The organism is Sulfuracidifex metallicus DSM 6482 = JCM 9184, from assembly GCA_032834875.1.
In the GTDB taxonomy this organism is placed as follows: domain Archaea; phylum Thermoproteota; class Thermoprotei_A; order Sulfolobales; family Sulfolobaceae; genus Sulfuracidifex; species Sulfuracidifex metallicus.
Genome location: CP135238.1, coordinates 1,339,014 through 1,361,682, shown reverse-complemented (window position 1 = coordinate 1,361,682; position 22,669 = coordinate 1,339,014). Strand labels below are relative to the sequence as shown.

General features: G+C 40.0%; 26 protein-coding genes and 1 pseudogene. 15 read left to right on the top strand and 12 right to left on the bottom strand.

Going from position 1 to position 22,669, the window contains the following annotated elements; genetic code table 11:
• Window positions 1-98 precede the first annotated feature (98 nt).
• Window positions 99-932: a TIM barrel protein gene (locus tag RQ359_RS07525; protein ID WP_156017060.1), complete on the top strand. Its 834-nt coding sequence runs from the start codon at window positions 99-101 to the stop codon at window positions 930-932.
• A complete protein-coding gene (locus tag RQ359_RS07520; protein WP_054838314.1) occupies window positions 913-1,605 on the top strand; it encodes a phosphoglycolate phosphatase in 693 nt (230 codons plus the stop codon). Before RQ359_RS07525 ends, RQ359_RS07520 begins: the two co-directional genes overlap by 20 nt.
• A 27-nt stretch (window positions 1,606-1,632) precedes the next feature.
• Here RQ359_RS07520 and RQ359_RS07515 read toward each other — a convergent pair whose 3' ends face one another.
• Genes RQ359_RS07515 through cobT form a run of 3 tightly spaced genes read right to left on the bottom strand, consistent with a single transcriptional unit; the run spans window position 1,633 to window position 4,162 of the window.
• Window positions 1,633-2,304 (bottom strand): HAD family hydrolase, encoded by a 672-nt coding sequence (locus RQ359_RS07515; protein ID WP_156017062.1) that lies wholly within the window; start codon window positions 2,302-2,304, stop codon window positions 1,633-1,635.
• 54 nt (window positions 2,305-2,358) lie between these two features.
• Window positions 2,359-3,123, bottom strand: a complete 765-nt coding sequence (locus tag RQ359_RS07510) for a sugar nucleotide-binding protein (protein WP_338116986.1) — start codon at window positions 3,121-3,123, stop codon at window positions 2,359-2,361.
• A gap of 37 nt (window positions 3,124-3,160) precedes the next feature.
• On the bottom strand, window positions 3,161-4,162 hold the full coding sequence (cobT, locus tag RQ359_RS07505) for a nicotinate mononucleotide-dependent phosphoribosyltransferase CobT (protein WP_156017064.1): 1,002 nt from the start codon (window positions 4,160-4,162) through the stop codon (window positions 3,161-3,163).
• A gap of 34 nt (window positions 4,163-4,196) precedes the next feature.
• Here cobT and RQ359_RS07500 point away from each other — a divergent pair, with 34 nt between their 5' ends.
• The 5 genes from RQ359_RS07500 (at window position 4,197) to RQ359_RS07480 (ending at window position 7,427) form a co-directional block, all read left to right on the top strand.
• The gene (locus tag RQ359_RS07500; RefSeq protein WP_338116987.1) at window positions 4,197-4,547 is read left to right on the top strand and encodes a hypothetical protein; all 351 of its coding nucleotides are present in this window, start codon (window positions 4,197-4,199) and stop codon (window positions 4,545-4,547) included.
• 184 nt (window positions 4,548-4,731) lie between these two features.
• Window positions 4,732-5,259 (top strand): MFS transporter, encoded by a 528-nt coding sequence (locus tag RQ359_RS07495; RefSeq protein WP_457921154.1) that lies wholly within the window; start codon window positions 4,732-4,734, stop codon window positions 5,257-5,259.
• Window positions 5,229-5,852: an MFS transporter gene (locus RQ359_RS07490; RefSeq protein WP_457921153.1), complete on the top strand. Its 624-nt coding sequence runs from the start codon at window positions 5,229-5,231 to the stop codon at window positions 5,850-5,852. Before RQ359_RS07495 ends, RQ359_RS07490 begins: the two co-directional genes overlap by 31 nt.
• A gap of 86 nt (window positions 5,853-5,938) precedes the next feature.
• On the top strand, window positions 5,939-6,871 hold the full coding sequence (nadA, locus tag RQ359_RS07485) for a quinolinate synthase NadA (RefSeq protein ID WP_156017065.1): 933 nt from the start codon (window positions 5,939-5,941) through the stop codon (window positions 6,869-6,871).
• A 145-nt stretch (window positions 6,872-7,016) separates the two neighbouring features.
• Window positions 7,017-7,427 carry a transcriptional regulator, SarA/Rot family gene (locus RQ359_RS07480; RefSeq protein WP_156017066.1) on the top strand — a complete coding sequence of 137 codons (411 nt, stop codon included), beginning with the start codon at window positions 7,017-7,019 and terminating at the stop codon, window positions 7,425-7,427.
• Window positions 7,428-7,604: 177 nt separating this feature from the next.
• Here RQ359_RS07480 and RQ359_RS07475 read toward each other — a convergent pair whose 3' ends face one another.
• From RQ359_RS07475 to tpiA, 4 genes are read right to left on the bottom strand one after another with little or no spacing between them, the layout of a single operon-like run.
• On the bottom strand, window positions 7,605-8,306 hold the full coding sequence (locus tag RQ359_RS07475; RefSeq protein ID WP_054838317.1) for an MBL fold metallo-hydrolase: 702 nt from the start codon (window positions 8,304-8,306) through the stop codon (window positions 7,605-7,607).
• Between the two features lie 3 nt (window positions 8,307-8,309).
• Window positions 8,310-9,119: an aldose 1-epimerase gene (locus RQ359_RS07470; protein WP_054838318.1), complete on the bottom strand. Its 810-nt coding sequence runs from the start codon at window positions 9,117-9,119 to the stop codon at window positions 8,310-8,312.
• Between the two features lie 53 nt (window positions 9,120-9,172).
• On the bottom strand, window positions 9,173-9,589 hold the full coding sequence (locus RQ359_RS07465; RefSeq protein ID WP_054838319.1) for a hypothetical protein: 417 nt from the start codon (window positions 9,587-9,589) through the stop codon (window positions 9,173-9,175).
• Between the two features lie 5 nt (window positions 9,590-9,594).
• Window positions 9,595-10,269: a triose-phosphate isomerase gene (gene tpiA / locus RQ359_RS07460; protein ID WP_054838320.1), complete on the bottom strand. Its 675-nt coding sequence runs from the start codon at window positions 10,267-10,269 to the stop codon at window positions 9,595-9,597.
• A gap of 26 nt (window positions 10,270-10,295) precedes the next feature.
• Between tpiA and RQ359_RS07455 the strand changes: the two genes are divergently transcribed.
• The 3 genes from RQ359_RS07455 to RQ359_RS07445 all read left to right on the top strand — a co-directional run bounded on the left by RQ359_RS07455 (window position 10,296) and on the right by RQ359_RS07445 (window position 12,430).
• Entirely contained in the window at window positions 10,296-10,802 is a 507-nt protein-coding gene (locus tag RQ359_RS07455; RefSeq protein WP_054838321.1) for a DUF429 domain-containing protein, read from the top strand.
• Between the two features lie 193 nt (window positions 10,803-10,995).
• Window positions 10,996-11,265, top strand: a complete 270-nt coding sequence (locus tag RQ359_RS07450; protein ID WP_054838322.1) for an ArsR/SmtB family transcription factor — start codon at window positions 10,996-10,998, stop codon at window positions 11,263-11,265.
• A 181-nt stretch (window positions 11,266-11,446) separates the two neighbouring features.
• Window positions 11,447-12,430 carry a zinc ribbon domain-containing protein gene (locus RQ359_RS07445; protein WP_276608305.1) on the top strand — a complete coding sequence of 328 codons (984 nt, stop codon included), beginning with the start codon at window positions 11,447-11,449 and terminating at the stop codon, window positions 12,428-12,430.
• A gap of 232 nt (window positions 12,431-12,662) precedes the next feature.
• On the opposite strand, the gene RQ359_RS07440 is transcribed toward RQ359_RS07445, so the two are convergent.
• From RQ359_RS07440 to RQ359_RS07430, 3 genes are all read right to left on the bottom strand, one after another.
• A complete protein-coding gene (locus tag RQ359_RS07440; protein WP_054838323.1) occupies window positions 12,663-13,052 on the bottom strand; it encodes a single stranded DNA-binding domain-containing protein in 390 nt (129 codons plus the stop codon).
• Window positions 13,053-13,189: 137 nt separating this feature from the next.
• Window positions 13,190-13,780, bottom strand: coding sequence for a hypothetical protein (locus RQ359_RS07435; RefSeq protein WP_156017067.1), 591 nt, complete (start codon window positions 13,778-13,780; stop codon window positions 13,190-13,192).
• A 616-nt stretch (window positions 13,781-14,396) separates the two neighbouring features.
• Window positions 14,397-15,503 (bottom strand): MFS transporter, encoded by a 1,107-nt coding sequence (locus RQ359_RS07430; protein WP_256201958.1) that lies wholly within the window; start codon window positions 15,501-15,503, stop codon window positions 14,397-14,399.
• A 326-nt stretch (window positions 15,504-15,829) separates the two neighbouring features.
• On the opposite strand from RQ359_RS07430, the gene RQ359_RS07425 reads away from it, so the two are divergent.
• From RQ359_RS07425 to RQ359_RS07410, 4 genes and pseudogenes are all read left to right on the top strand, one after another.
• A complete protein-coding gene (locus RQ359_RS07425) occupies window positions 15,830-16,903 on the top strand; it encodes a hypothetical protein (RefSeq protein ID WP_054838327.1) in 1,074 nt (357 codons plus the stop codon).
• Window positions 16,900-17,487 carry a hypothetical protein gene (locus RQ359_RS07420; protein ID WP_054838328.1) on the top strand — a complete coding sequence of 196 codons (588 nt, stop codon included), beginning with the start codon at window positions 16,900-16,902 and terminating at the stop codon, window positions 17,485-17,487. Before RQ359_RS07425 ends, RQ359_RS07420 begins: the two co-directional genes overlap by 4 nt.
• Window positions 17,488-18,159: 672 nt before the next feature.
• Window positions 18,160-18,568, top strand: a pseudogene (gene tnpA, locus RQ359_RS07415) (IS200/IS605 family transposase).
• Window positions 18,543-19,781, top strand: coding sequence for an RNA-guided endonuclease InsQ/TnpB family protein (locus RQ359_RS07410; RefSeq protein ID WP_457921152.1), 1,239 nt, complete (start codon window positions 18,543-18,545; stop codon window positions 19,779-19,781). The pseudogene tnpA and the gene RQ359_RS07410 overlap by 26 nt, the downstream one beginning before the upstream one ends.
• A gap of 181 nt (window positions 19,782-19,962) precedes the next feature.
• Here RQ359_RS07410 and RQ359_RS07405 read toward each other — a convergent pair whose 3' ends face one another.
• Window positions 19,963-20,952, bottom strand: coding sequence for a glycosyltransferase family 2 protein (locus tag RQ359_RS07405; protein WP_054839239.1), 990 nt, complete (start codon window positions 20,950-20,952; stop codon window positions 19,963-19,965).
• A 158-nt stretch (window positions 20,953-21,110) separates the two neighbouring features.
• Here RQ359_RS07405 and RQ359_RS07400 point away from each other — a divergent pair, with 158 nt between their 5' ends.
• Window positions 21,111-21,881, top strand: a complete 771-nt coding sequence (locus tag RQ359_RS07400; protein WP_338116989.1) for a winged helix-turn-helix transcriptional regulator — start codon at window positions 21,111-21,113, stop codon at window positions 21,879-21,881.
• A 344-nt stretch (window positions 21,882-22,225) separates the two neighbouring features.
• On the opposite strand, the gene RQ359_RS07395 is transcribed toward RQ359_RS07400, so the two are convergent.
• A complete protein-coding gene (locus RQ359_RS07395) occupies window positions 22,226-22,513 on the bottom strand; it encodes a hypothetical protein (RefSeq protein WP_054839237.1) in 288 nt (95 codons plus the stop codon).
• Window positions 22,514-22,669: the final 156 nt, after the last annotated feature.

The window sequence follows — 22,669 nt, the reverse complement described above, 5'->3', positions numbered from 1 at the left end:
AACTACTTTCATCAATAGGATAAGAGAAAAAGTGAATACTTCGTAACGCCTTTCTTCAGTTGTCAACAATTTAATCTCTTTACACTAGAGACTAAGCTATGGCTAAGATTTTCCTCGGAACTGCAGGAGTTCCCTTCTCAGCTAAGAAGGGGACTACTATAGACGGAGTTAAGGCAATAAGAGACCTTTCCTTGAACGCCATGGAGGTGGAATTCGTTCAGGGGGTCAGGATGAAAAGGGAAACTGCACAGGAGACTGGTAGAATAGCGAAGGAGTTAGGAGTTAGGTTGTCTGTACATGCCCCTTATTTCATTAACTTATGTTCATCGGAGAAAGAGAAAGTGGAGGCTTCCAAGCAGAGAATACTAGACACCGCGGATAGGGCTGAAGCTATGGGAGCCGATGCCATTGCGATACATGCGGCATTTTACGGAAAGCTGAAACCAGAGGAATGCTATGAAATGGTGAAGGCTGAAATTGGAGAGGTAATAGACAAGGCTAGAGAGAACGGCATACACGACGTCAAGTTCGGAATAGAAACTATGGCAAAGGATACTGCCTTAGGTACTTTAGACGAGGTCATTGGTCTCTCAAAGGAGGTAAAAGGTGTAATACCTTACATTGATTGGGCTCACACTTTTGCAAGGCAGGGAGGTAAAATAGACTACAAACAAATTATCGATACTTTAGTTAAGGAATTAGGTTTAGTTCACATCAATTCCCACTTCGAATCGCTGAAGCTCAACAAGGGCAAGTACGTAGACGTTCATGTCCCAATTGAAGCGAATGCTCCTCCGTTCGATCAATTGGCAGAAACCCTTGTTAAAGACGATAGGATTTCAATAACTTTGATATGTGAAAGCCCTGAACTTGAGCGCGATGCCTTAAAAATGAAAGCTGTACTAGAAAAGTATGGCTATAACCTCAGGTAAGGTCTTGGTGGTCTCCGATTACGATAGAACCTTAGCACATGAGAAAGATGGGTTCTTCGTGAGTGAGGAAGTTAAACGTAGAATCCAGTCCTTCGTGGAGAGGAACTATTTCGCCATTGTCTCAGGAAGGGAGAAAAGGCTAATGGATATATTCGCTAAAGGGCTAAAACCTACAGCTTGGGTTCTGGAGAACGGTACTCTAATTTTTGTAGGAGATGAGGAGATACTTAACGCCCCAAGGTCCTGGTTCCAAATAAGGGAAGAAGTTACATCTAGGCTTGAGAAAATGGGAATAAATTTCTCTGTAGGAAGGGTAATAGTTTACGTAAATAATAGAGGGTTTACAGATCAAGAGCTGTCTCAACTTAGGGAGATATGTGATGTTGAGTATAACAGAGGCGACGCCATGATATTACCGAAAGGGATCAACAAGGCAAGCGGGATAGTGAAGCTTAAAGAAATCCTGAAGTTTAACGGTAAAACTATAGGGGTAGGAGACGGAGAGAACGACTTGAAAATGATGGAGGTAGTTGACGTTAAGGTAGCCGTTGGTAATGCAGTCCCCATGATAAAGGAAGTAGCAGATCTTGTCTTAAAGCATGAGGACGGAGAAGGGATTCTGGAACTCTTAGACTTGATAGATTCAGGCAAGTTAACGAAAAAGACCAACTAGCTCTTCTTTGAATAGGTACATGTGGAATTAGCTCTGGTCCATTCTTTCAATTATTTGTAGAGCTTCCTTAAGGTCTCTTGCTTTGTTACATAAAAGGTCACTGTAGAATCCGTCCCTGTCAAGCAGGATAGGACTTAAATAGGCTCTCTTAGCTCCTACGTAGTCTATTTCATATATATCTCCTACATGAACTCCTTTCTTTCCTCTTACTTTTTCCATAGCATGGTTGAATATTTTAGGATGAGGTTTCATTACTCCAAGTTCGTAAGACGAAGCTATTGCATCGAAGTATCCTTCAATTTCAGTTTCTTTAATTATCCTGAATACGCTGTCAGTTGAGTTGGTGACAAGAACTAACTTTTTGCCCATTTCCTTTAGGTTGCTTAAGAAGTAAATCGAATCGTCAAATAGTTCCCATTGGCTAGATAGAAGTTGGGAACTATTCAGCTTTTCCACTATGTTAGGTTCTGGATACAAGCCAAGTTCCAAGAAGATGTCCCTGAAGTCCGGCTGTGAAAGCCCCCAAATTTGGGGATGTGGGTAGTGATGGTTGCCAAGAACTTTGTATACTGCTCTGAAAACCTTCCTTTCCTCCACGTCATATCCAAACTCCTTAAGTAGAATTGCTACATTTTGATGATACTTTGGCTTGAAAGAAACTAGTGTTTCTCCCATGTCAACTAGAACCGTATCTATCAATTATTTCACTCTATTAATTAGATGTAATTCCTCTATATATTCCGTTTTCCACTATCAAGCTTCGCCTACTGCCTTCCTCTCAAATAGTCTCAAGAAGTCTTCTCTGCCGTCTATTCTTATACCTAAGGCTCTTAGAAGCCAGTCATCTAAAGACAAGTCTATATAGGGCATTTTAATTTCCTCAACGTCATTACCAAATAAGTTTGATATCTTAGTGCAAAAGTCCAACATTGACGTTCTAGGTCCTGATACGTTTATGAAGCCTTTTATTCCATTTTTGATTAGTTTTTCTAAAATAATAGCAAAGGTATAGATGCTAATTGGAGAGATGAACATTTCGCTAGGGCACCTTATTCTCCTACCTAGGAATGAAGCCTTAATGAATGACTTCAGGATTCCCTCATAGGAGAGGGAATACAGCGCACCTACTCTCATTATTAGATAGTTGCCTAATGACGCAATTCCCGTCTCAGCAGCAAGTTTGCTTAGACCATAATAATTAAGAGGATGCGGAGTGTTATGTTCTAGGTAATATCCTTTCTTTCCATTATAGACCATAAACGTGGAAGGATAAACGTTAACAGCACCTATCTTGCTTCCTGCCCTTGCTATGTTTATCGCCATCCAAGTGTTTGTACTCCAAGCCTTTGGAGGGTCGGAATTGCTTTCCCAAAAGGGAATTTCTGCCGTGTGTACTATTACCTCAGGTTTTTCCCTAATAACTGAAGCCGGGTTAGGCACATAAACCACTTCCTGGTCCTTGAATACCTTTACGAGTTCCTTAGAGATTTCTCCTTGATCAGTAACTCCTATCCTCACTTAGAGCATTACCTCCATAAATTTAGGTGATGTTGGGTTAAATCTTTTCGTTTTTGGCTTCTTCATACACCTTTTCAACTTCCTTCAATATGTTTTCTGTGGTGAAACCCATCTTTATTGCGAATAAGGATAGACCCCCTGCACCTACCCCTTCTTTTACGTAACCCTTCTCGTAGACCCTTAAACCTTCAAATTTGGACTTAGAAAAATCCAGAGGGGAATATTCTACCTTAACTCCTATCTGCGACGCTAGTCCCAATATGTCAGAACTCTTATCTGAAACTATCCATTTAGTAGTCCATATCTCCATATCCTTTAGCTTCATCGGTGCTAGCTTCTTTGTCAGGGCAGCAACCGCAGTCATTTGTGTTCCACCTGCAAGTACAATCTTCCCCTGGAAACCTTGAGCTATCCCAGACGCAGATATAATCATAGGGTCAGATAATCTAGCTATTTTGTCTTCTTCATCGCTTACTTTACTCAGTGCTTCTCTGACTATTTTCTCCTTTAGCTCCATGGGATTATCGGGAGATGCAGAGCTAACTTTTCCAAACGCATTGTACCCTAATGCAACTAACGTGCTCATGGCGGTGGTAGTTCCAGCTGGTATGGACTCTCCTATTATTACTCTGTCGAATCCCCTTGAAAGCTGTTCCCCAAGTCTCATAGAATTGTTCAATATCCTTTCCATGACGTTCATTTCCAGTGCACCGCTTCTGATGTCTTTTCCAGGCTCTCCACCTACCTCGAAGAAGGGAATTGCTAAAGGACGTACTTTAGCTCCAGCGTTCACAACGAAGGTAGGTATCCCGGTCAGGTTCAAAGACGCCCTAGATATAATTGCGGGGCTAGGAATTCCATCTGGTGTTATGGGAACTCCCTTTATTACGTCACATTTTCCGTTAATTAGAAACTCTGCGTCAGCTGCTGGAGTATACATAGTAAGCTCAGGCGTCGCTCCCGCTATCGTAGTGCCAGGTATCATACTTACGTCGGTTGTAGCTATAACTAGAATGAATGCCACTCTTTCTTGAGGCATAACTATTTGTGACCTATCAAATATATGAAATCTCGTGTTCTGGGACTACTATAGAATGGTGGAGGAAGGCACTAAGGTCAGCCTGGAGGATTTCGCGTCTAATTCAGATCTGAAAAATAAAGTGAAGGATGGCGTCAAGGGTCTATTTCAGTGTTTTCTGAAGGAAGCTTCGTGGCAAGGCGGAAACGTGGAAGACTTAATATGGTCATTTGGAAAACAAGGTATATTTCCCCCTTATCTGGTTCAGGAATTGGAGGACTTGTACAACTTGGTCTTCAAGGACGTAGATAAAACAGACGATAGACTCCTTTATGGAATGTTAGTGAGAATTATGGAGGACATTGAGGAGGCAATAAATTACATAAGGGAAAGGAAGAGAAGCTAAAGCTATCAAAAATAGCTAAATTTTAGGCTCCTAGTTAGACGGTGAAAAAATTCTTTATAGTTTAGCTTATAAAAATCTTCTTTTTGGACTTCATGGAATCACAGAAGTGAAAATATCAGATTTGGATCTTTCAAGGAAGAGCGCTGTTAGTCCACTTTAAAAGCATACTCCTTCATTTTAATTAGTGCAGGACGTAAACAAACTTGCAGTAATAGGAAGTGCCAGATCTTTAGGAACTTCCATCATATGGCCTTTCATAGGTTTCGCCCTCTTGACGGTTTATCATTTCTCCCTTGAGTTTGTATCCTTGTTCTATTTACTTCAGGGCATAGTGAGCGTGTTGGCTTACATAGTTTCGGGTTTCTTCACTGACTTCTTTGGAAGAGTTAAAACAATGATTATGTTTTCAGTTTCTGCGTCAATTAGCATGTTTCTAGCCTTTTTGTTTCCTAACCCTTTGTTCGTAGCTCTTGGGGTTTTAGCTCAAAGCTTCTTTAATTCCGGATATTATGTAGCCAATACCTCCATCGTTGGAGACCTAAAGAAGAACGACATCTCATCCCTCATAAGAGCTTTCTCAAGATTAAGGGTTGGAATAAATCTAGGTTGGGCTCTTGGACCTACCTTGGGTGGTTACGTATTTTCCATCCTAGGTTTTAGGCTCTTCTGCTTCTCTCCTCATTGGTTTCTATATTTCCAATCTTCTTGTTGAGGTCTCTTCCTGACGTCAAAACAAAGATAGAGCTATCCCTTCATGTGAGCAAGGAATTCCTGCAGTTTCTGCTTCCTACCTTTTTCACGTTTATGTTAATGGGACAGCTAGGTTTCTCCTACTTAACTTATTACGTTTCTGTGGTTAAGTTCACTACCTTTCAAGTGGGAATCCTTTTCATGATAAACGGTCTCCTGATAGCCACACTTCAGGAAATTGTGGGAAGGAAGATAAGACCTTTTGACATAGTTTATGGTATGTTGATTTACGCAATATCTTATTTCTCTATCAGTCTAGTTTCTAACTTCGTTGAAGCTTCTCTTGACATGGTTTTCATTACATTAGCCGAGATGATTGTAGCTCCCCTTTCTCAAGCTCTAGCATCTTCCTTTTCAGATGATAAATCACGTGGAAGGACAATTGGCATTTACGGTATGGCCACTTCTCTGGGGAGGGTTTCTGGTTCCTCAATTTCTGCTCTGCTCATGACAAGCTTCTTGTACCGTCCTATAGAACTGTGGGGAGCAATATCAACTTTCGGCATAATCTCGTCTATTATATACTTATTGATGTTCTACCATAGGAAATTTTAAATATAATTTATTATATTTGCATAAATTATAAAGTCCTTTGTTACCAATTAAAAGTTTTAATACTAGAAACCGAACATATGTTCGGAATGAGCATCGAATTCATCAAGGAAATAAAACAACTAAAAAAGGAAAAAAATGCAATAATACTTGGCCATAACTACATGGATTACGGAGTACAATTGGTTTCTGACTTTACAGGGGACTCCTACGACCTAGCAGTCAAGGCCATGAAGACAAACGCTGATATAATAGTTTTCGCCGGCGTTTACTTCATGGCAGAGCAAGCTGCAGCGTTAAATCCGGAGAAGTTGGTGTTGTCCCCTGACCCTAATGCAGGTTGTACTCTATCCGATTCTCTAGACGTTGAGACATTGAAGGAATTCAAGAAAATGTACCCAAAGGCACCTGTTGTACTATACATAAATACCAGCATCGCCGCAAAAGCCATGGCGGATTACATTGTAACCTCTTCAACTGCAGTAAAGGTGGTCAGTAGTTTAGATGACGATGTAATTCTATTCGGGCCAGACGCTAATCTAGCCAATTACGTCCAAAGGAAAACCGGAAAAAACATAGTGAAAGTTCCACCTAACGGAAGATGCTTAGTACATGCGAGTTACACAAGACAGTTAGTAGACGTAGCAAGGAAGAAATATCAAGGCGCTTTACTCATGGCACATCCAGAATCCCCGTTAGAGATACTTGAAGCTTCAGATTTCGTTGGTTCTACAAATCAGATGATAGATTTTGCTAGGAAATCCCCCTTAAAGGAATTCATAGTTGCGACAGAGATAGGAATGATAAACGCCCTTCAGATTAACGTCCCTGAGAAGAAGTTTTACCCGTTAGTTACAACTGAGACGTGCAGTTGTGCAAGATGTCCTTACATGGCGATGGTGACGTTAAGGAAAATCAGAGATTCTCTAATGGAGGGCAAACACATAGTTAAGGTAGACCCAGAAGTAGCAGAAAGGGCTAAGAGAGCCTTCGAGAACACTATGAAAATACTAGAAAAATAGAAAAGTGCTTCCTCTTTTCGCTTTAACTTTTGTTTTTATAGCGCAAATCGTATTATATTGAGTTTAGCTTCAATGTAATTCTATAGTTGTTATTAGTAAAATTTTTAATGTGAATTAGTTTATATAATATGTAGAGTGTCATGATGTGGAGACAATAGAAAGGGAAATATTATCTAAATTATCGTTATTTTATATGCAAGTAAAGAGGAAGCTTAACTCCAGTGAGCTACCTGAAGGTTTAACTATTACCGACTTTATGGTTTTGAACTCTCTTATGAATGGCAAAAAAACCATGGTTGAAATCTCCAAGGAAATTAACGCAACTCAGTCATCTATAACGTTATCCATCTCCAAGTTAGAGGAGAAAGACATTGTTAAGAGAATAAGGTATCCGAGCGATAGAAGAATAACCTTCGTAGAAATAACCGATAAAGGAAAAGAAGTTGTGTCGAGCTGCCAAAATAAACTCAATGTGGTTCTTTTGGAGTGTATAGGAAATCTTTCTCACGCTGAGAAAAGGAATTTATTGGAGATTCTAAAAAAGCTGAATTGCTGAAAAGGACAAAAATATTAAGAAAAACATACATGTTATAAGAGAAATTTGTACAAACTATGAGATTAAGCACCAGTTATGTTTTATACGGGTAAAAAGAGGAAAAAATACAAAATGATTAGCGAGAGCAAGGGTTTAGACATAGGTAGGAGTCATATACATGAATCTCCTCAGAGGAAATTAGATTTCAAAAGTAGTACCGTCCCTGGCTATAGTGAACTTCTTACCTACTGCGTTATAAATCTCGTCCTCTATGTGAGTAGGTATATGTGTGAGAATAATCCTCTTTTTGCTTTGATCACCGAACATACTTATGAGTTCCTTAACTGAGGTGTGACCGAACTTCTTGCAATCCTCTACGCATGACGCTTCATGTATAACAACGTCTGATTCTCGTATCTCAGACAATAACTCCTCGCAGGGCTCTGCGGTGTCCCCTGTATATATTAGTTTTCTTTTACCGTCAGTTATTACATAAGAGACTGCATAAATTGAGTGACAAGCTTTAACGCTATAAACCTCTAGATCGTCCACCTTTCCCTTTGGAAGCTTGCTTTCCTTTACGTTTGCAGATATTTGGTTTCCAGTTTCCATATATGAGTTGAGAATTTTGGAGAAACCAGGAGGAGAGAAAATTGTAAGATCGTTCAAACCTCTAACCTTTCTGGAAACCATGTAGTCGAAGACGCCGTCAATGTGATCTATGTGAAGATGGGTGAAGAAAACAGTGTCGGCGTCAACATGGTAATCATCTATTCTAAGGTTGGATCCGGGACCCATATCTAGGAATAGTTTTCCTTCACTTTCAACGTAGATCCCAGCCTTAAATCTGTACGTATTTCTCGATGATCCTGAGCCTGTACCTAGGAAGAGAACTTTCATGTTTTAAGATGATTCTCTCTGCTCATAAGCTTTCTCCAGGAGAAGCGAAAAGGAATACCTAGCGTTCTCTCCTACCTTGAGCACTTTTAGCCCAATGCCGTTATGGTAAGCATCTGGAGCACCGCTCATAGGCTCAATTGCTATTGAGTTAGGTATTCCAGTATATATTTGAAGGAACTTCATGTCCTTTGAAGACAATGTAATTCTATGTTTGTCTGTGGTAAGAATTACCTTTCCTTCAAACAGGAAGCAGTCGTCCAAGCTATTCATGGAGTTTACGTCGACAGTTATAGTTCTCCCTGTTGGAATCTTGTTAACGCTTTCCAGCATTTCCATTTTGCTTGGCTCTATCCTCCATTTATTGGCGACGAAATAAGGATGGGCACCTACAGTCAGGGGAGCATTACTGTTTCCCTCGTTAAATATCTCCATTTCAACTTGGAGTGAGTTACAGCCAATTTCGTATGTAACTCTACAGGAAAGAGCAGAGGGATAGCCTTGATTCTGAATCTTAACTTTGAACGTTACCTTATCTCGACTGGACGCTTCAACGTCCCAACGCAAGTCCTTGGCGAACCCATGGATTGCATTTCCTTCAGAGTTCCTAGGTAAATCATAAACTTTTCCCTCAAAGATGTAAGATCCCCCCTTGACTCTGTTGGCGAATGGTATAAGTAACGCCATTCCTCCTCTAGTTTTTCTCTCTAAGTTTCCGTGAAGCAAAACCTCCTCGCCGTCCTTTCTGAGGTCCACCAAGTAAGCCCCTTCATTAACGATCTCAGCTTCCAGCTCACCCTTCTCTAGTTTTACCATAAAACAGAGATAAAAACCAGTAGATTAAAAGTTAATGAAAATGCACCTATCATTTACCCCTTCAAATACTTGAAGGTTAAACCAAGAAAGATGAAACCTATCAAGTCGTCTATGGGCAAACCGTGGAAAACGGGATAAAACCAAGCCCATTGATATGGTTCCTTGAGGTCAAATATCCAATACAATACATCCTCCATAGTAGAAGCGTAAATGAAGTACCAAAGCGTGTCAATGGATATCAGTTTCCTGGACGCTAGATATGCAGGGTAAAAGAAGATCACGGAATATATAATCCTATAAAAATAGAGGGAGAACACAGGGGAGAACACATCCTTCATCCATTGGGGAGAGGCTGGGTCCTTGGACGGATCCCACTGCATTCCTAATTCAAGAAGAGCGTAAATGGACGCAAATAATGTTAGCGCGATTAAGTTTTCCTTAATACCTAACTTTGAACTGAAGTTTCTCATATAATCTAATTACCAAGAGAGCTTTTAACGAATTCCTCTACGACTTTACAAGGTTCTTTAGCCTTCATTACCGCGCTAGCTACGCCTATGCCGGCTGCGCCCAATTTAAGGGCAGTTGAAACGTCCTCTCCGTTGGTTATCCCCGCCCCAGCAATCAGAAGAACCTTTGGAAACTCCTTCACTTGCTCTACGGCATTAGTTATGACCTCAGGCCTAGCTTTAGAGACTGATATACCGCTGCCTATTAGCTCAGGAGGTTCTATTAATATAGACGTAGGCTCAAGGGTACCTATTGCCTTCACTAGCTCGTTCCTGTCTACGCATACTACAGTGTCAAGGTTCAACTTCCTTGCTCTTGATAATATCTCAGCTATCTCGTCTATTCTGATTCTTCTTTCACTGTGGTTGATTAACGTACCCTCAGCACCAGCATCTTTAACCATCTCTGGAGTAACCGATCCCGTGTGTGCACCTAAAGGGTTGGCGTCAACGTGTTCAGCGTAAACGGGTATTGAAACTTCATTGGATATTCTGTATATCTCGGTAGGAGGAACTGAAATTATGATCTCTGTAGAGTACTCTAAGCTTATTTTCTCTATTTTCTTTGCTATGTCGATTCCTTTTTTGCCAAAGGATGTATCATAAGCCTTGAAGTTAATTAGAATTACAGGCTTTTTCATAAACTAAAGGAAAACATATCACATTTATGACTTTCTGTGGAATAGACCTCGCGGTGAAGAGGAAGACGGATGTGGCTTTACTCTCAGGTAATAAGGCTACAGTATATGAAGTTGATACGGACGAAGAAATAGTTTCGTTATGCTCAAGTTCAAGGTTGATAGCCATAGACTCGCCTCTCTTGTTACTTAAATATAGGGACGTCGATAAGGAAATGATAAGGAGAGGTTTCAAGGTTCTACCGCCGTCGTTTATGGTCTCTTTGGTGGAAAGGGCTATTTCGTTGAGGAGTTTCATGTCAATGTTGGAGACCCATCCTACCTCTTCCTTGAAGAACGCTGACATATGTTGGAGAGACCTATCTAAGAAGAAGGATATAATTGACGCTGTAATTTCAGCTATGGCCGCTAGGTTATATTATGAGGGGAAAGCCCAAGTTATTGAAGCTCATGACGGGAAGGTGATACTTCTTCCTAAGGGCAGGTATAACATCATTCCCGTTGGTGAGAATAGGTTCTATGTGTTCTACATTTGAGGCCAGGAAAGTATTTGTGTTCGCAAAAGATTGAAAGTCTAGCCCTTTAAGGCGTGGAGCAAGTCAGACTTAGTGTAACTCTTTCCTTTTCTCTCTTTGAAATTTGATGGATGTTAAGTTTCCAATCTGTCTACTTTTGATAGAGCATTAGCTACACAAAATATTTAAATATTAGGGTTACCCTAAAAGTGTCATGGTAAATTACTTACTGGATCTATTCTCTTGTTTGGCAGATGAAAATAGGCTAAAGATTCTACTTTACCTAAACGAGAGGAGGCAGGCGTCGGTGAGTGAAATAGCTAAGGCAACTGGTAACTATCAATCTTTGGTTTCTCATCATCTTTCTAACTTAAGAAAGGCTGGTCTAGTTCAAAGGAGGAGAATAGGAAAGACCTCAGTCTACGTTATATCAGATCGCGTGACTAAATTATTAGAATATGTGAGCTCGACGTGGACCAGTTGACATACAAGTAAGAGAAAATATCTCCTAGAAGTGGAAGCGTGTAAATACAGCGTTTTCTACTTTCATTCTAAGATCTACAGTATCTAATGTTAGCAAAATAAAGAGAATACGAATTTTTTTACTTTAAGTAAAAGGTAATTATTTCTTTTAACTTACGCTGCATGCGAACGGAAATATATTAATGTTTGATTTCAGTAAAGAAAAACAGATAATAATGTCCTATCCATACGGTGGACCATACGGTCCTCCATACGGTCAACCTCCAACGCAGCCTCAGCCCTACGGTACTCCCTACGGCTCACCATACGGTCAACCACCTAATCCAATGATGACAATGATGATGTGCTCACAGTCTTCTGGACTAGGAGGCAAACAGCAAATGATTCCAATAAATGGACCCATAAACCTTCAGCAAGTAGTCCAACAAGCAGTTATGTATCTAATGGGACAAGGATTCCAAGCCTTCCCCATGGTAGGACAGAATTTAGCAGTGATACAAGCTCAACACTCATCCCTTCTTGACAAGCTAACTGATCAAAGCAAGGCATACACTGTGAGGATATGCGTAGGTCCGGAATTCGTCATGGTAGAAACTGGAATTTCAAATTTAATGCAGGAGTTACTCACGGCGGGTGTAACAGTAGGAATTTCAGACGAATTATTACATAATAACCTACTCACTATGGCTGGGGGTGGGATAGATGCCTACGGGCTATACAAAGACTATGCCGGTGAGGAACAGTTAATGAATATAATTACTATGGCTATAATGAGTGCTCAAACCTACCCTCAACAATACGGTTCTTACGGACCATACGGTCCTCCATACGGTCAACCTCCAACGCAGCCTCAGCCCTACGGTACTCCCTACGGCTCACCATACGGTCAACCAGGTCAACCTAGTCAGTACCCTCAGCAGCCTCAACAACCGCCGCAGCTGCAAAACCAACCGAGGCCTACTACTCCATCACCCCAACCAGCACCTCAAACAAAGGTTAAATGTTGGAAGTGTGGTGCAGAGAACGATAGTGGAGCGAAGTTCTGCGAGAACTGTGGATCCCCCTTAACTTCCATTAAATGTCCTAAGTGTGGTAAGGAAAACCCAGCTGGTTCCAAGTTCTGCTCTGAGTGTGGAACAAACCTACAGCAAACCATTAATCAATAGAAAGTAGAAGCGCTTTTTTTACTATTATAGAAAATAAATATATACAGATTTTGTTTTAATAATATACATAATAGCTTTTCTCATTTCATGATATTTGGGATTAATAAGAAGTAAACACAATAAAGCGAAAGCGCATTTTTACGCGCGATATGAAAAAAACTTAACGAAAGCGTGCGTGATAACACGTACGTTTTCACATTTTTCTTAATTACTTTTTAAAATATACGATCTTTTAATATCTTCTATTGAAACTCCTTCTGTAACCTCCACGATATCCAGAATCTTCTATCTTCTGATCGGAGAGGTTCTTTTCAGTATTTACGTTTTCGATGTTCTGTGAGGATTTTTCCATTTTACCTTCCCTTCCTAGGGTTAGCCTCATAGAGCCTCTTACTACAGAAACATAACCATTATTTACCTCAATAACGTCGTTCTCGTTTACCTTGCTTATGTTCTCATCCCATAAGCTCATCAGTATTGATCCAGTTTCATCTCCTACTAAAACGTCAGATACCTTGTGTAATGAGCCGTCCTTGTTGGTTACTTGTTTTGGTTCTCCTAATTTAACTACCTTTACTGTTACTGTAGCTGAAGCTCTAGGCTTCAATTCACTTACTTTCATTTTGGGTTCTTTAAAAGCACGTTACGTACATAATAAAACTTTCTCACGGAAAGCTTACAGAAACCTTGTTTCAATTTCTCGGCTCAACAGAAGTTTGCAAAAGTTCATAATTAAAAAAGAGAGGCATCTCAAGGTTATTATGGTGTGTAGCCCGTGATTTCGCTCATCAACGTCATTAAGAAATTCCTATGCTCGTCCTTCATGAAAGGAGTTCTGGTAACATGATTGTAAAATGAGGAAGAGCTTAAGAATTCCCTTCCGCAGACGGGGCACGAATTGTGGTTCTTTTCCAGCTCCTTCTGAAGCCTTGAGAACACAACTTGTTTCTTAAATTCCCTTACTATGTCGCTCAATGTGGATCTATCAACTGTCTCTTCCTTCTTTTCTTCCCTTAGGAAATCCATGATTGCCTTGACGCTCCTTGATTCTATTTTGTTCATTGTTTTTTCATAATTTTTGAGCTCCTCCTCAGCGTATTCTAACCCAAAGTCTATCATTCTTTTCAGGTCATCCAAATCTAAGGCGAACCTCAGTACCATTGCATGTAAAGCCTCCTTAGCTGAAGAGTAAGTTCCCCCTCCAAATGGGGTATTAATATACCACTTTCCTCCATCACTTGAAAATTTTAATTGAACTAAGTTGTTTCCTCGTGAAAGAGTCCTTGGGGCAACCCTCGCGTAACCAACGTGAAGAAGAGCTCTATAGAGGGTTACCTTCTTGGGCTTCATATTTTAGAATCTCAAGGATGCGTTTTAAAACTAATTTAGGCACACACTCTCATGTATCTATTTTGTTGCCTTTTATTTATAAACAGAATTCTCTTCACATCGGGATTACTATGAAATACTTTCATTAATCGCCCCTATCTTTTTATTAGATGCTATAAAATTATTCCTTATTACTTCCGTGAACTGTAGAGTTGACTTTAAAAGATATTAATGAAAAAGGTAAAATGCCTGAGAAGAGAGGAGAAGAGAGTAAAAAAGGATTTGCCTTTAGGGGAAGGTTTTGCTCTCTTTCATTATTTCTTAGATGAGGAGGGCTGTTGGGTCTCTTTCTTCTCTCCTTTCTTCTTGCCTGCCACTTTTTTTTACCTAAATTTCAAGGTTATTCTGGCTTATTTTAAATGTTTCTTACTAGCTAATTGACATCTTCTTAAGCAAAAATAGGAGAGAATAAACTACATTGATTTTAGGTTTAGAAGTAAATAAAATTTATACAGAAAAACAAAAGTTATTTACAATATGTTAACGAGGCTATAAAGGAACAATCTATTATTGGGAGTAAAATTAACGTGAATTAATATTTCGTGAAAAAAGCATATTTTTCTTTATCTTTCTTTAGTTAAGATTTCCTTATGGTCAAGACGACCAGGGAGGCAACTATGGTCATAATACCTGCAAAGGAATACGAATATAAGGGAGATACAACGTAAAGAAAGCCCATAACTAAGTTGCTTATTGATATACCAAGCGCCCTACCCAAGGACAAAGTTCCCATTCCAGTAGCTACCTTTTCAGAGCTTGTAAACTTGGATATGATAGAAGGTTCGAAAGTCTCTATGGCACCTACTGCAATCCCCATTAGGGCACTGAAAGCGTAGAGTAAAGCCAAAGAAACGTTATAGGTAAGGGCAAAGCCGAAGCTTGCAATAGCAGCCACTCCGTACCCAAGGAAGGCTAAACCTGTTATTTCCCTTACTTTACTTCTCCCATAGATTAGAGCTGATAAAGCAGATGTTCCTGAAAATATTGCGAAAGCAAGTGTCCCTAGGTACTCTTGATGCGTAAGCTCTGCTACGCTTATTACGGGAAATCCGAAGCTGAAGAAGGTGAAGCCGAAGAACAAGGTGGAAATAGTAACAGTAACTACTACTTTAACGTTGGTCTTTCCCTTCCTTTCCAACTTTGGTGTCTTAGTTATAGCTATAAGTAAAGTGGATATAGCTAAGGGTATAATAGTTCCCAGCAGCGCGTATTGAACGGGAAGACGAAGGAAGAGTACTAAGGATATATAAATTATCGCAAGGAATGCTCCAGTCTGATCTAAAGTGTGCAATATTCCGAAGGCTCTCTTCCTCTCATCTGGCGTAGTTACCTCGCTTACAAGTGCCCTTCTTGCTGGAGATCTGAAGTTCCTAGCCCACCATCCTGCAGCGATGAGCACGAGGGCAATCAGTGGATTCCCCACTATTCCGGAGAACGACATAAGGGCAATCAACGAATTACCTAATGAACCAACCAGCCTTCTTCCATATCTATCTGCAGCTACCCCTCCCAGGAAGGACATAACTGCACCGCCTCCGTAGTTTATAGCCTCTATAATTCCGTATACTGCTGGAGAGAGGTGATAGTACACCGTGATCAACAGCGGGAGAAAGGACATCACTGCCATATATCCAAGGTCAGCAAAGAACGCAGAGAATGACAGTTTGTAAACTTCCCTTTTCACAACATAGGAAGAGGATCATTTCTTAAAAATCCTTTTGCAGAACGGAGCATTAATGTACTTTCAATATCTTTACCTCAACTCAAAGGAATGACTTTTTCAGTATTTTGAAATATTATGTCTAAAACCCGTTTAATTAAATGTAAACTTTAAATTAAATTCAATTAACAATTTAAGTATTTAGAATTTACATATAATAAAGATATTTTCGTTTTAGTAATTATATAAAATAATATAAAAGTTTTTAATCCAGTTAAAGTCAATAAACATTCATCACTGCTTATATGAGATAAAAAGTTTTTAAAAAAATGTAGACAACAACTATAGACGTGAGGAAGAGCCATAACGATGAAGAAAAGGCCTCTATCACCCCCGTATACAGCGATGTGGTAGACCTTCTAGAATCCGCCAGAAGAAAGTACCAAGTTATAACGGGTGAACTTAGGTCTGAAAAGTCCTTCAATACCTGGCTCTTCCAAGAGATGTTCAATTCTATAGATAGGTACGGTAAGAACTATGTTGGTTTAGATTCTTCATTCATCTTCGTTTATAAGATGACTCATGACTTTTATTACAAGTTTGTTCCATACGTAAGAACTATCAGGGATCTTAAGAGGGACGATCTACTCTTTTACGCTGAGATAATATCAAAACGCTTGGACTTTATAAAGGCTAGGGACGTTCCTACATTGCTCTCCTTCATTTTTCCCCGAAACGTTTCACTGATAAATCAAAAGAACGATGGAGGAAAGTACATAGTTTCAATTAGTCAAACGGCAGACGTTGAGCAAGAGAAGTTCAAGCTAATTATTGAATATGTAACCTCCCTATTAGGCAGCCATCTTGAGATTAACGTCGATAACGTGAGTGGTTTTCACGGCGTCATTGTAGTAAACGATGACGAAGAAGGAAAGAAGGGTAAGGAGAATGCAACCAAATTAATCCCTGTCTCTGAGGGAATCGTGATATTAAGAGATAAGTTAATGAAGAAATTCAACCTAAACATAGATAAGTTCAGATCGAGCTTTTCCAGCACGGTTTTGTCTCAAGCCATCAGGATCTTCAACGTAACAGGGATCACAAATATAAGCCAAACTTTTGATGCCTTTATGGATTTCTCGGATTCAGGATATTCACTTCTGCCTTGCCCTAGGCTAGACGAGACAGAATTTCACGTACCTTACACCAAGGATCTCCCAAAGGTTGTGGCCATCCTCGAATCGCTTTACCCTGGCATTAAGATAATTCTAGACAAGAAGGACATGATTCTCATTTTTCCCTTTTCAGTTGATGGGGACATGTGTCCTAGGTTGAGCGAACAATTGAAGGAAATGATAGGGGAAAGCAACCTGAAGGAAAAGATTAATTGTAAAGGTCATATCATTTCTCTGAAGATATTATGAAGGACGAAGTTTGGAAGAGAATTCCTTGGCACATAGGAGAGAACACCAGGAAACTGCTTGAGGAAGCTTGTCAGAATATAGGGATACCTCAGCTAGAGAGGTGTTCCGACAAGATTCTCAATTACTCCATTGAAATGATAAGAATAGGAGAGGACATAACTCAAGAGGAAGAGCGATACGCGATCATTGGATTTAACGTTCTTTCATCCTCCTTTTTCTTCTATAGATTGTTAAGACTTAACGGGAAAATAAGGGAAAATGTTGAGGATATCTCTAGCTTGATATCTGCGACTGTGTCCTCCATAAATGAGGAAACTGGAACAGACAAGGCGAAAATATTTATGGGGGTAGCAGTTGCATTAGTAAGGCTTATCTCCAATGTAAGGCCGTCAGTGGAGAAGAACACAATCAGAGCTAACCTAACTAGCATCGACGATGAGACTGCGTCTCAGCTTATAGACCTTTTAGAGAGTACCGCAAAGAAATTAGAATTGTTCCACTCAATTGAAAAAAAGGGAATATTCTTCAAGTTGAGTCTAAAGTATAGTGAAAACGTAGAAGGGCAGCATAATGTTTCTGGCTGAACATGCCACGGCGGGTTCAGTTCATTTTAGATTTAAATTTCTCAAAGGGATAGTTGAGAGGATTCCTGATTCTCTCATGTTAGTGGCCTCGACTAAGTTACGGTCGTTCTTGTAAGCACAACCAAGATGGGAGACTACTTAAATGCTGTCTCCCAGCTTTCTACTGCATAACAACTACTGAAGACGCGTGCTGTTTCATATACTCCACGAGGAAACTATGCATTTAGTTTAGCATCGAACTCTACGGTGTTTTGTGTTAGGGCTTACGCCTATATTCTTTGATAGTCTGTTCGCATTCTTGACTAGGTTATCTGACCTTTTTCATAGTAAGAGTATTCTAAAACCAGAAGCATGAACTACCATAACCAAAAGGACAAGAATTCCTGCTTCACTAGCGACTGAGGCGGAATTCTACATCATGGTGGTTTATATCACGCAGCGAACTTAACGTTAATAGTCCCCCGGACTGGCTGATGAAGAGAAGGCGTACTACATAGGTCCCGCTTTAAGGCGTCCCTGTGGAGCTTACTCAAATGATAGTCATTGACGTGATCTCTGTAAACTCATTTTTAACTTAGTGGGGGTTAAGGGGGCGAAAGTCCCCTTCCGTGAGGGATGGATAGCCCCCTTACAGAAACCTTATTTTACAGTTATTAAAAAATAGATATAACTATGCGGTACAGATTGGACAGAGGATCGCATTCGGTTTACGCTCTTTATTACCACTATGTCCAGGTGGTGAAGTACCGCAGGAAGGTGTTCGATACTGAAGAAATAATCAACTTCCTAAAGGAACAAATTCAGGAAATAAGCAAAACATTCGAAGTTGAAGTCATAGACATAGGAGTAGACAAAGACCACTTCCACATGTTATTCAAGGCAAAACCAACCCTGAATATACCCAGATACGTGAACGCAATCAAGACAATCACGTCTAGAGAAATACAGAGAAGGTTCCCACAAGTATAAGGAAAAACTGTGGAAAGGACACTTCTGGTCACCTTCCTACTTCTTAGCTACAAGTGGACAAGTAACATTGGAGGTGCTGAAAAAATATGTGGAGAGCCAAGGAGAAGAATGACAAGATCCAACTCTCATTCAAGTACAAGATTTACCCAACGAGAGAAGTAGAGGAGAAACTCCTCAGGGCAATGCAAATTGAGGCTAAAGTATACAATGCCTTGCTAGACGTGGTGAATAACGCGAGGAAAGAAGGGAAAACGATAACACCTAAAGACACTCAAAACATGTTGAAAGACTTGAAAATAGAAGGGAAGGATCTAGTTTACTCCAAGGTTCTTCAAATGGTTAACAACCAATTATGGTACAACATCAGCTCTCTTCACGAACTGAAGAAGAAAGGGAAGAAAGTTGGGAAACTTAGGTACAAGAAGATCTTGAAGATCATCAACTACAATCAATCTGGTTTCAAGGTTGAGGGAGACAAGCTGATCCTCTCAAAGATAGGAGAAATAAGAGTTCTCTTTCACAGACCATTAGAAGGCGAGGTAAAAGGAGTTATAATAAAGAAGAGTGTAACTGGATGGTATGCTATCTTTCAAGTCGAGGTTGAAAAGAAACCTCTTGAGAAAACTGGGAAAGTGGTTGGAATAGACTTAGGAGTGGAGAAACTTGTAACCACCTCTGACGGTGTAGTGATAGAGAACCCCAAGGTTTTTGATAAGGTCGAGAAGACGCTAAAGATTTTGCAACAATCATTATCTAGAAAGAAGAAGGGGTCTAGAAACTACGAGAAGGTCAGGGAAAAACTAGCTAAGCTTCACGAGCATGTAAAGGACTTGATGAGTGATTATATTCATAAGGTAACTTCGTGGCTAGTAGAACAGTATGATGAGATCTACGTGGAAGACCTTGGTGTGAAAGAGATGGTTGAGGACAGTGAAAGTAAAACTTTGAGAAAGCATATTCTTCACTCCAACTTCTCCAAGTTTGTGAGCTACCTCTCCTACAAGGCTAAAAGAGCTGGTAGGAGGGTAGTGAAAGTAGATCCGAGGAATACTTCAAAGACATGTGCTAGGTGCGGACATGTTAAGAAGGACTTGACTTTGGCTGACCGTATATTCTCATGTCCCAAGTGTGGTTGGGCTGTAGACCGTGACTATAATGCTTCTCTAAATATTCTTCACGCGGGGTCGGGACTGCCCTTAGAGCCTGTGGACAGGAGACCTCTGCTACACATACCCTTCTCTGAGGGTGTGTATAGTAAGTTTCCTGGAAGAAGCAGGAAATCTCCATCGCGAGGTGGAGATGCCCCGTCCGTAAGGGCGGGTTAGTTCACATATAATAAGGCATCATCTCCTCTCTCATAGTTAGGGTCCTCTGCCCCTTAATCCCCATCATGATAAAGCCCTAGCAAGATCCAGAAAGAAGGTAAAGTAAAACTGATAGTGTTTAGAGTAAGACATCTCCTTAGGTATTATCATACTTCATCGTTGTGCCTTTCTATATTTTGTATTATGCCTCTTGTCCCCTTGATATATCCTTCTTTTCGTTAAGAGCTACGTAATATCTGCTTTCCATTAACATTTTCCTGAACCGTAACGGCTCCACATCTTCCTCAATTCCCCTCAACGCTATTCTAAGTCCTTCTTTAGCTACATCCCAGTTTATGTCATTTATCATCTGGTTTATCAAGCTTTCATCTATGTGAAAGCCGAGATAGTTAACCCCGTAAGGTAGAACGAATCTCTCTAAGGCTAAGTAATCTGCAACTAACTTGTTCTTAGTTCTCGACAAGGATTCCCTATCAGCATGGTTTACCTTAGCTCCTTGGAAGTTAATGGAGTGGAATCCCTTCCTCATTCCGTTTAACGCTATGAGGCTCTCGTTGTAAGTTCCTCTTAACGTGAACGTGAGAGGAACGTAACCCTTTACTACCTCTCCCTTCACGCTCATGTTTACACCTGCTACTGCCAGAGTTTTGAAAACGCCTTCAGGCTTTGGCTCGTTCTTATCAACGGAGAGCCCTCCCTTAGTAAGAAAACCGTGGTATTGTTGGAAATCTTTTGAGTACGGTTTCATGTAAACCTTGTCCCTAAACTTGTCGAAGATTAGATTGGGATAATTCACCCATTTACTTCCCTCTATTTCTCCCGTTGCACATCCGACCCATTCCATCTCTTGTATCCTTACGTGATCCTCAACCCAGGTCGGAGACGGTGTAGCATCGTCGTCTGTTGTTACGTAAAGGTCAGCTTTCTCTCGAAAGAGCAAATCCAAGGCTTCCTCGAAAAGCCCTTCCTCTTGATATACCAAATTCAAGTCAAGATCTCCCCTGAAGCTGTCCAAGATCTGCAGCGTCTTCTCGTCTCCGCGTCTCTCTCCCCTTTTCATGATCACCTTCACCTTGAAGTCCTTGTATGTTTGCTTGGTCAAAGCCTCAAGGAGGTTTCCTATTGTATGTCCATCATTCTTATAAGTTGGTATCCCTATCGTAACTTGCATAAGGTCTAACAAGTCTCTACTCTTTAAATATTTTTGTCATGAACTATTTTATTATCTTTATGATATGAGTCAAGCTGAAGGTTAGAATAACAATCTCAAAAAAGTTATCGTGAAGTTAAAATTTAAACTGTCAATACGTATGATAAAATCGGTAAGTTGTGGATCTAATAGACAAGAGGTTAATCTTTTATCTTTTTCGCGATGGTAGGGCTTCCCAGAGAAGCATTGCGAATGAGTTAGGACTCACAGCTCCGAGCCTTAACTATAGGTTTAAGAAATTGGAAGATGAAGGCGTAATCAAGGGTTTCAAGCTTTATCTTAATCCCAATTTGAACTTCAAGTATCAAATGTTCGTAGCCTTCAAGAATTACGACGACTTTTCAGCAGACTGGATCTCATTTAAGTTAAAGTGCCTGGAATGGCTCAACGTTTACAACATCCTAGGGGACTCCTTGACTGACTTAAAGAGCAAGGTATCTGAAATGTCATCTAAGTTAGGAGACCCTGCAATGTCTTACGTACCTTTACAGTCCATGATAAAGCTCTCCTCCTTATCCAGGAAGATTATAGATTACCTAATGGAAGATCCCAGAAGACCGTTATCAGAGATAAGTGAGATACTGAAGGTGAACACTAAGACGGTGGAGAGGCACGTAAAATACATGATATACAAGGGAATAATCATGGTAATTCCTTTAATTGATATACCTAAGGCTGATATCGTAATGTTTTCTATGTTCAGTAAACAGATAGATTCACTGGACGAAACGTTACAGCGTTGTAAGGTGTGGAAGTTCAGCGACGGAAGTGCAGGGGTTACAACTTGCGTAACCGAAAACATGGAGCTAGCTAAGAGGTATATAGACGCCTCAAGAAAGGTAGACCCGAAAGCAGACGTAATGATTGTTTATGACTACGATTTCAAATAGATTGTTTTTTAGTTTCTGGTTGAATGGAAACTAAGCTAGTATACGAGAATGGTGAAGAGGTGCAGAAATGGCTAAAGATACACTCTAACTTTAAGATTAAGTTTAACTTTTTCACTTCTCACTTAAATAATGATTCTTTAGTAGCTTCACTTGTACTATATTTTTTACACATGAAGGACGTCATTATTCACGAAAAAATCTAAAGACACTATTTTTTACCTCGGACTATAAAATAGTAGAAGAAATATTGCTAATTTATATAAAAATAGAAAAAATAATTATCAATACTTTTTAGTAGCTTATCTCATTTTATACATATAAAAAATAAAACAACTTCACTTAATTTAGTAGTATCTAAATACCTTCCTCTTCTTTCCCTGTGGCTTATTCATGGTCTTATATTCATCTATTCTCACTAAAGCCTCCTTTACGTCATTTACTCCCTTTAACATCTCAGCTAATCCTTTCTCGCCTATATATTCTAACCATGCCACTATATGTCCTTCCTTCAAGTGGTACTCAACACACGCATGGTCTTCCTTAAATAGCCTCTTCATCTCCTCCCTTAACTCATCCACATTATGAGCTACGCCCACTACTTTATCATACGATTTGAAATAGAACGGTTCCATTTTTTCTCTTCTCCAGTTTACTTTTTCATTATAGCCGTATAAACTTTTCTCTCATCATCCTAACTTTTCATTATAGCTATACTAGCTAGACAACCTTGTCCCTTTATAAAGAAATTTTACGCTTTCGCCATCGCTTATCTCCTTAGACATGAGGCG

Excerpts from the sequence above, each read along its gene's own strand:
- RQ359_RS07525 (WP_156017060.1), top strand. The coding sequence starts at position 99 with ATGGCTAAGATTTTCCTCGGAACTGCAGGAGTTCCCTTCTCAGCTAAG.
- RQ359_RS07520 (WP_054838314.1), top strand. The coding sequence starts at position 913 with ATGGCTATAACCTCAGGTAAGGTCTTGGTGGTCTCCGATTACGATAGA.
- cobT (WP_156017064.1), bottom strand. The coding sequence starts at position 4,162 with ATGCCTCAAGAAAGAGTGGCATTCATTCTAGTTATAGCTACAACCGAC.
- nadA (WP_156017065.1), top strand. The coding sequence starts at position 5,939 with ATGAGCATCGAATTCATCAAGGAAATAAAACAACTAAAAAAGGAAAAA.
- RQ359_RS07475 (WP_054838317.1), bottom strand. The coding sequence starts at position 8,306 with ATGAAAGTTCTCTTCCTAGGTACAGGCTCAGGATCATCGAGAAATACG.
- RQ359_RS07470 (WP_054838318.1), bottom strand. The coding sequence starts at position 9,119 with ATGGTAAAACTAGAGAAGGGTGAGCTGGAAGCTGAGATCGTTAATGAA.
- RQ359_RS07465 (WP_054838319.1), bottom strand. The coding sequence starts at position 9,589 with ATGAGAAACTTCAGTTCAAAGTTAGGTATTAAGGAAAACTTAATCGCG.
- tpiA (WP_054838320.1), bottom strand. The coding sequence starts at position 10,269 with ATGAAAAAGCCTGTAATTCTAATTAACTTCAAGGCTTATGATACATCC.
- RQ359_RS07455 (WP_054838321.1), top strand. The coding sequence starts at position 10,296 with ATGACTTTCTGTGGAATAGACCTCGCGGTGAAGAGGAAGACGGATGTG.
- RQ359_RS07450 (WP_054838322.1), top strand. The coding sequence starts at position 10,996 with ATGGTAAATTACTTACTGGATCTATTCTCTTGTTTGGCAGATGAAAAT.
- RQ359_RS07445 (WP_276608305.1), top strand. The coding sequence starts at position 11,447 with ATGTTTGATTTCAGTAAAGAAAAACAGATAATAATGTCCTATCCATAC.
- RQ359_RS07440 (WP_054838323.1), bottom strand. The coding sequence starts at position 13,052 with ATGAAAGTAAGTGAATTGAAGCCTAGAGCTTCAGCTACAGTAACAGTA.
- RQ359_RS07435 (WP_156017067.1), bottom strand. The coding sequence starts at position 13,780 with ATGAAGCCCAAGAAGGTAACCCTCTATAGAGCTCTTCTTCACGTTGGT.
- RQ359_RS07420 (WP_054838328.1), top strand. The coding sequence starts at position 16,900 with ATGAAGGACGAAGTTTGGAAGAGAATTCCTTGGCACATAGGAGAGAAC.
- RQ359_RS07410 (WP_457921152.1), top strand. The coding sequence starts at position 18,543 with ATGTGGAGAGCCAAGGAGAAGAATGACAAGATCCAACTCTCATTCAAG.
- RQ359_RS07405 (WP_054839239.1), bottom strand. The coding sequence starts at position 20,952 with ATGCAAGTTACGATAGGGATACCAACTTATAAGAATGATGGACATACA.
- RQ359_RS07395 (WP_054839237.1), bottom strand. The coding sequence starts at position 22,513 with ATGGAACCGTTCTATTTCAAATCGTATGATAAAGTAGTGGGCGTAGCT.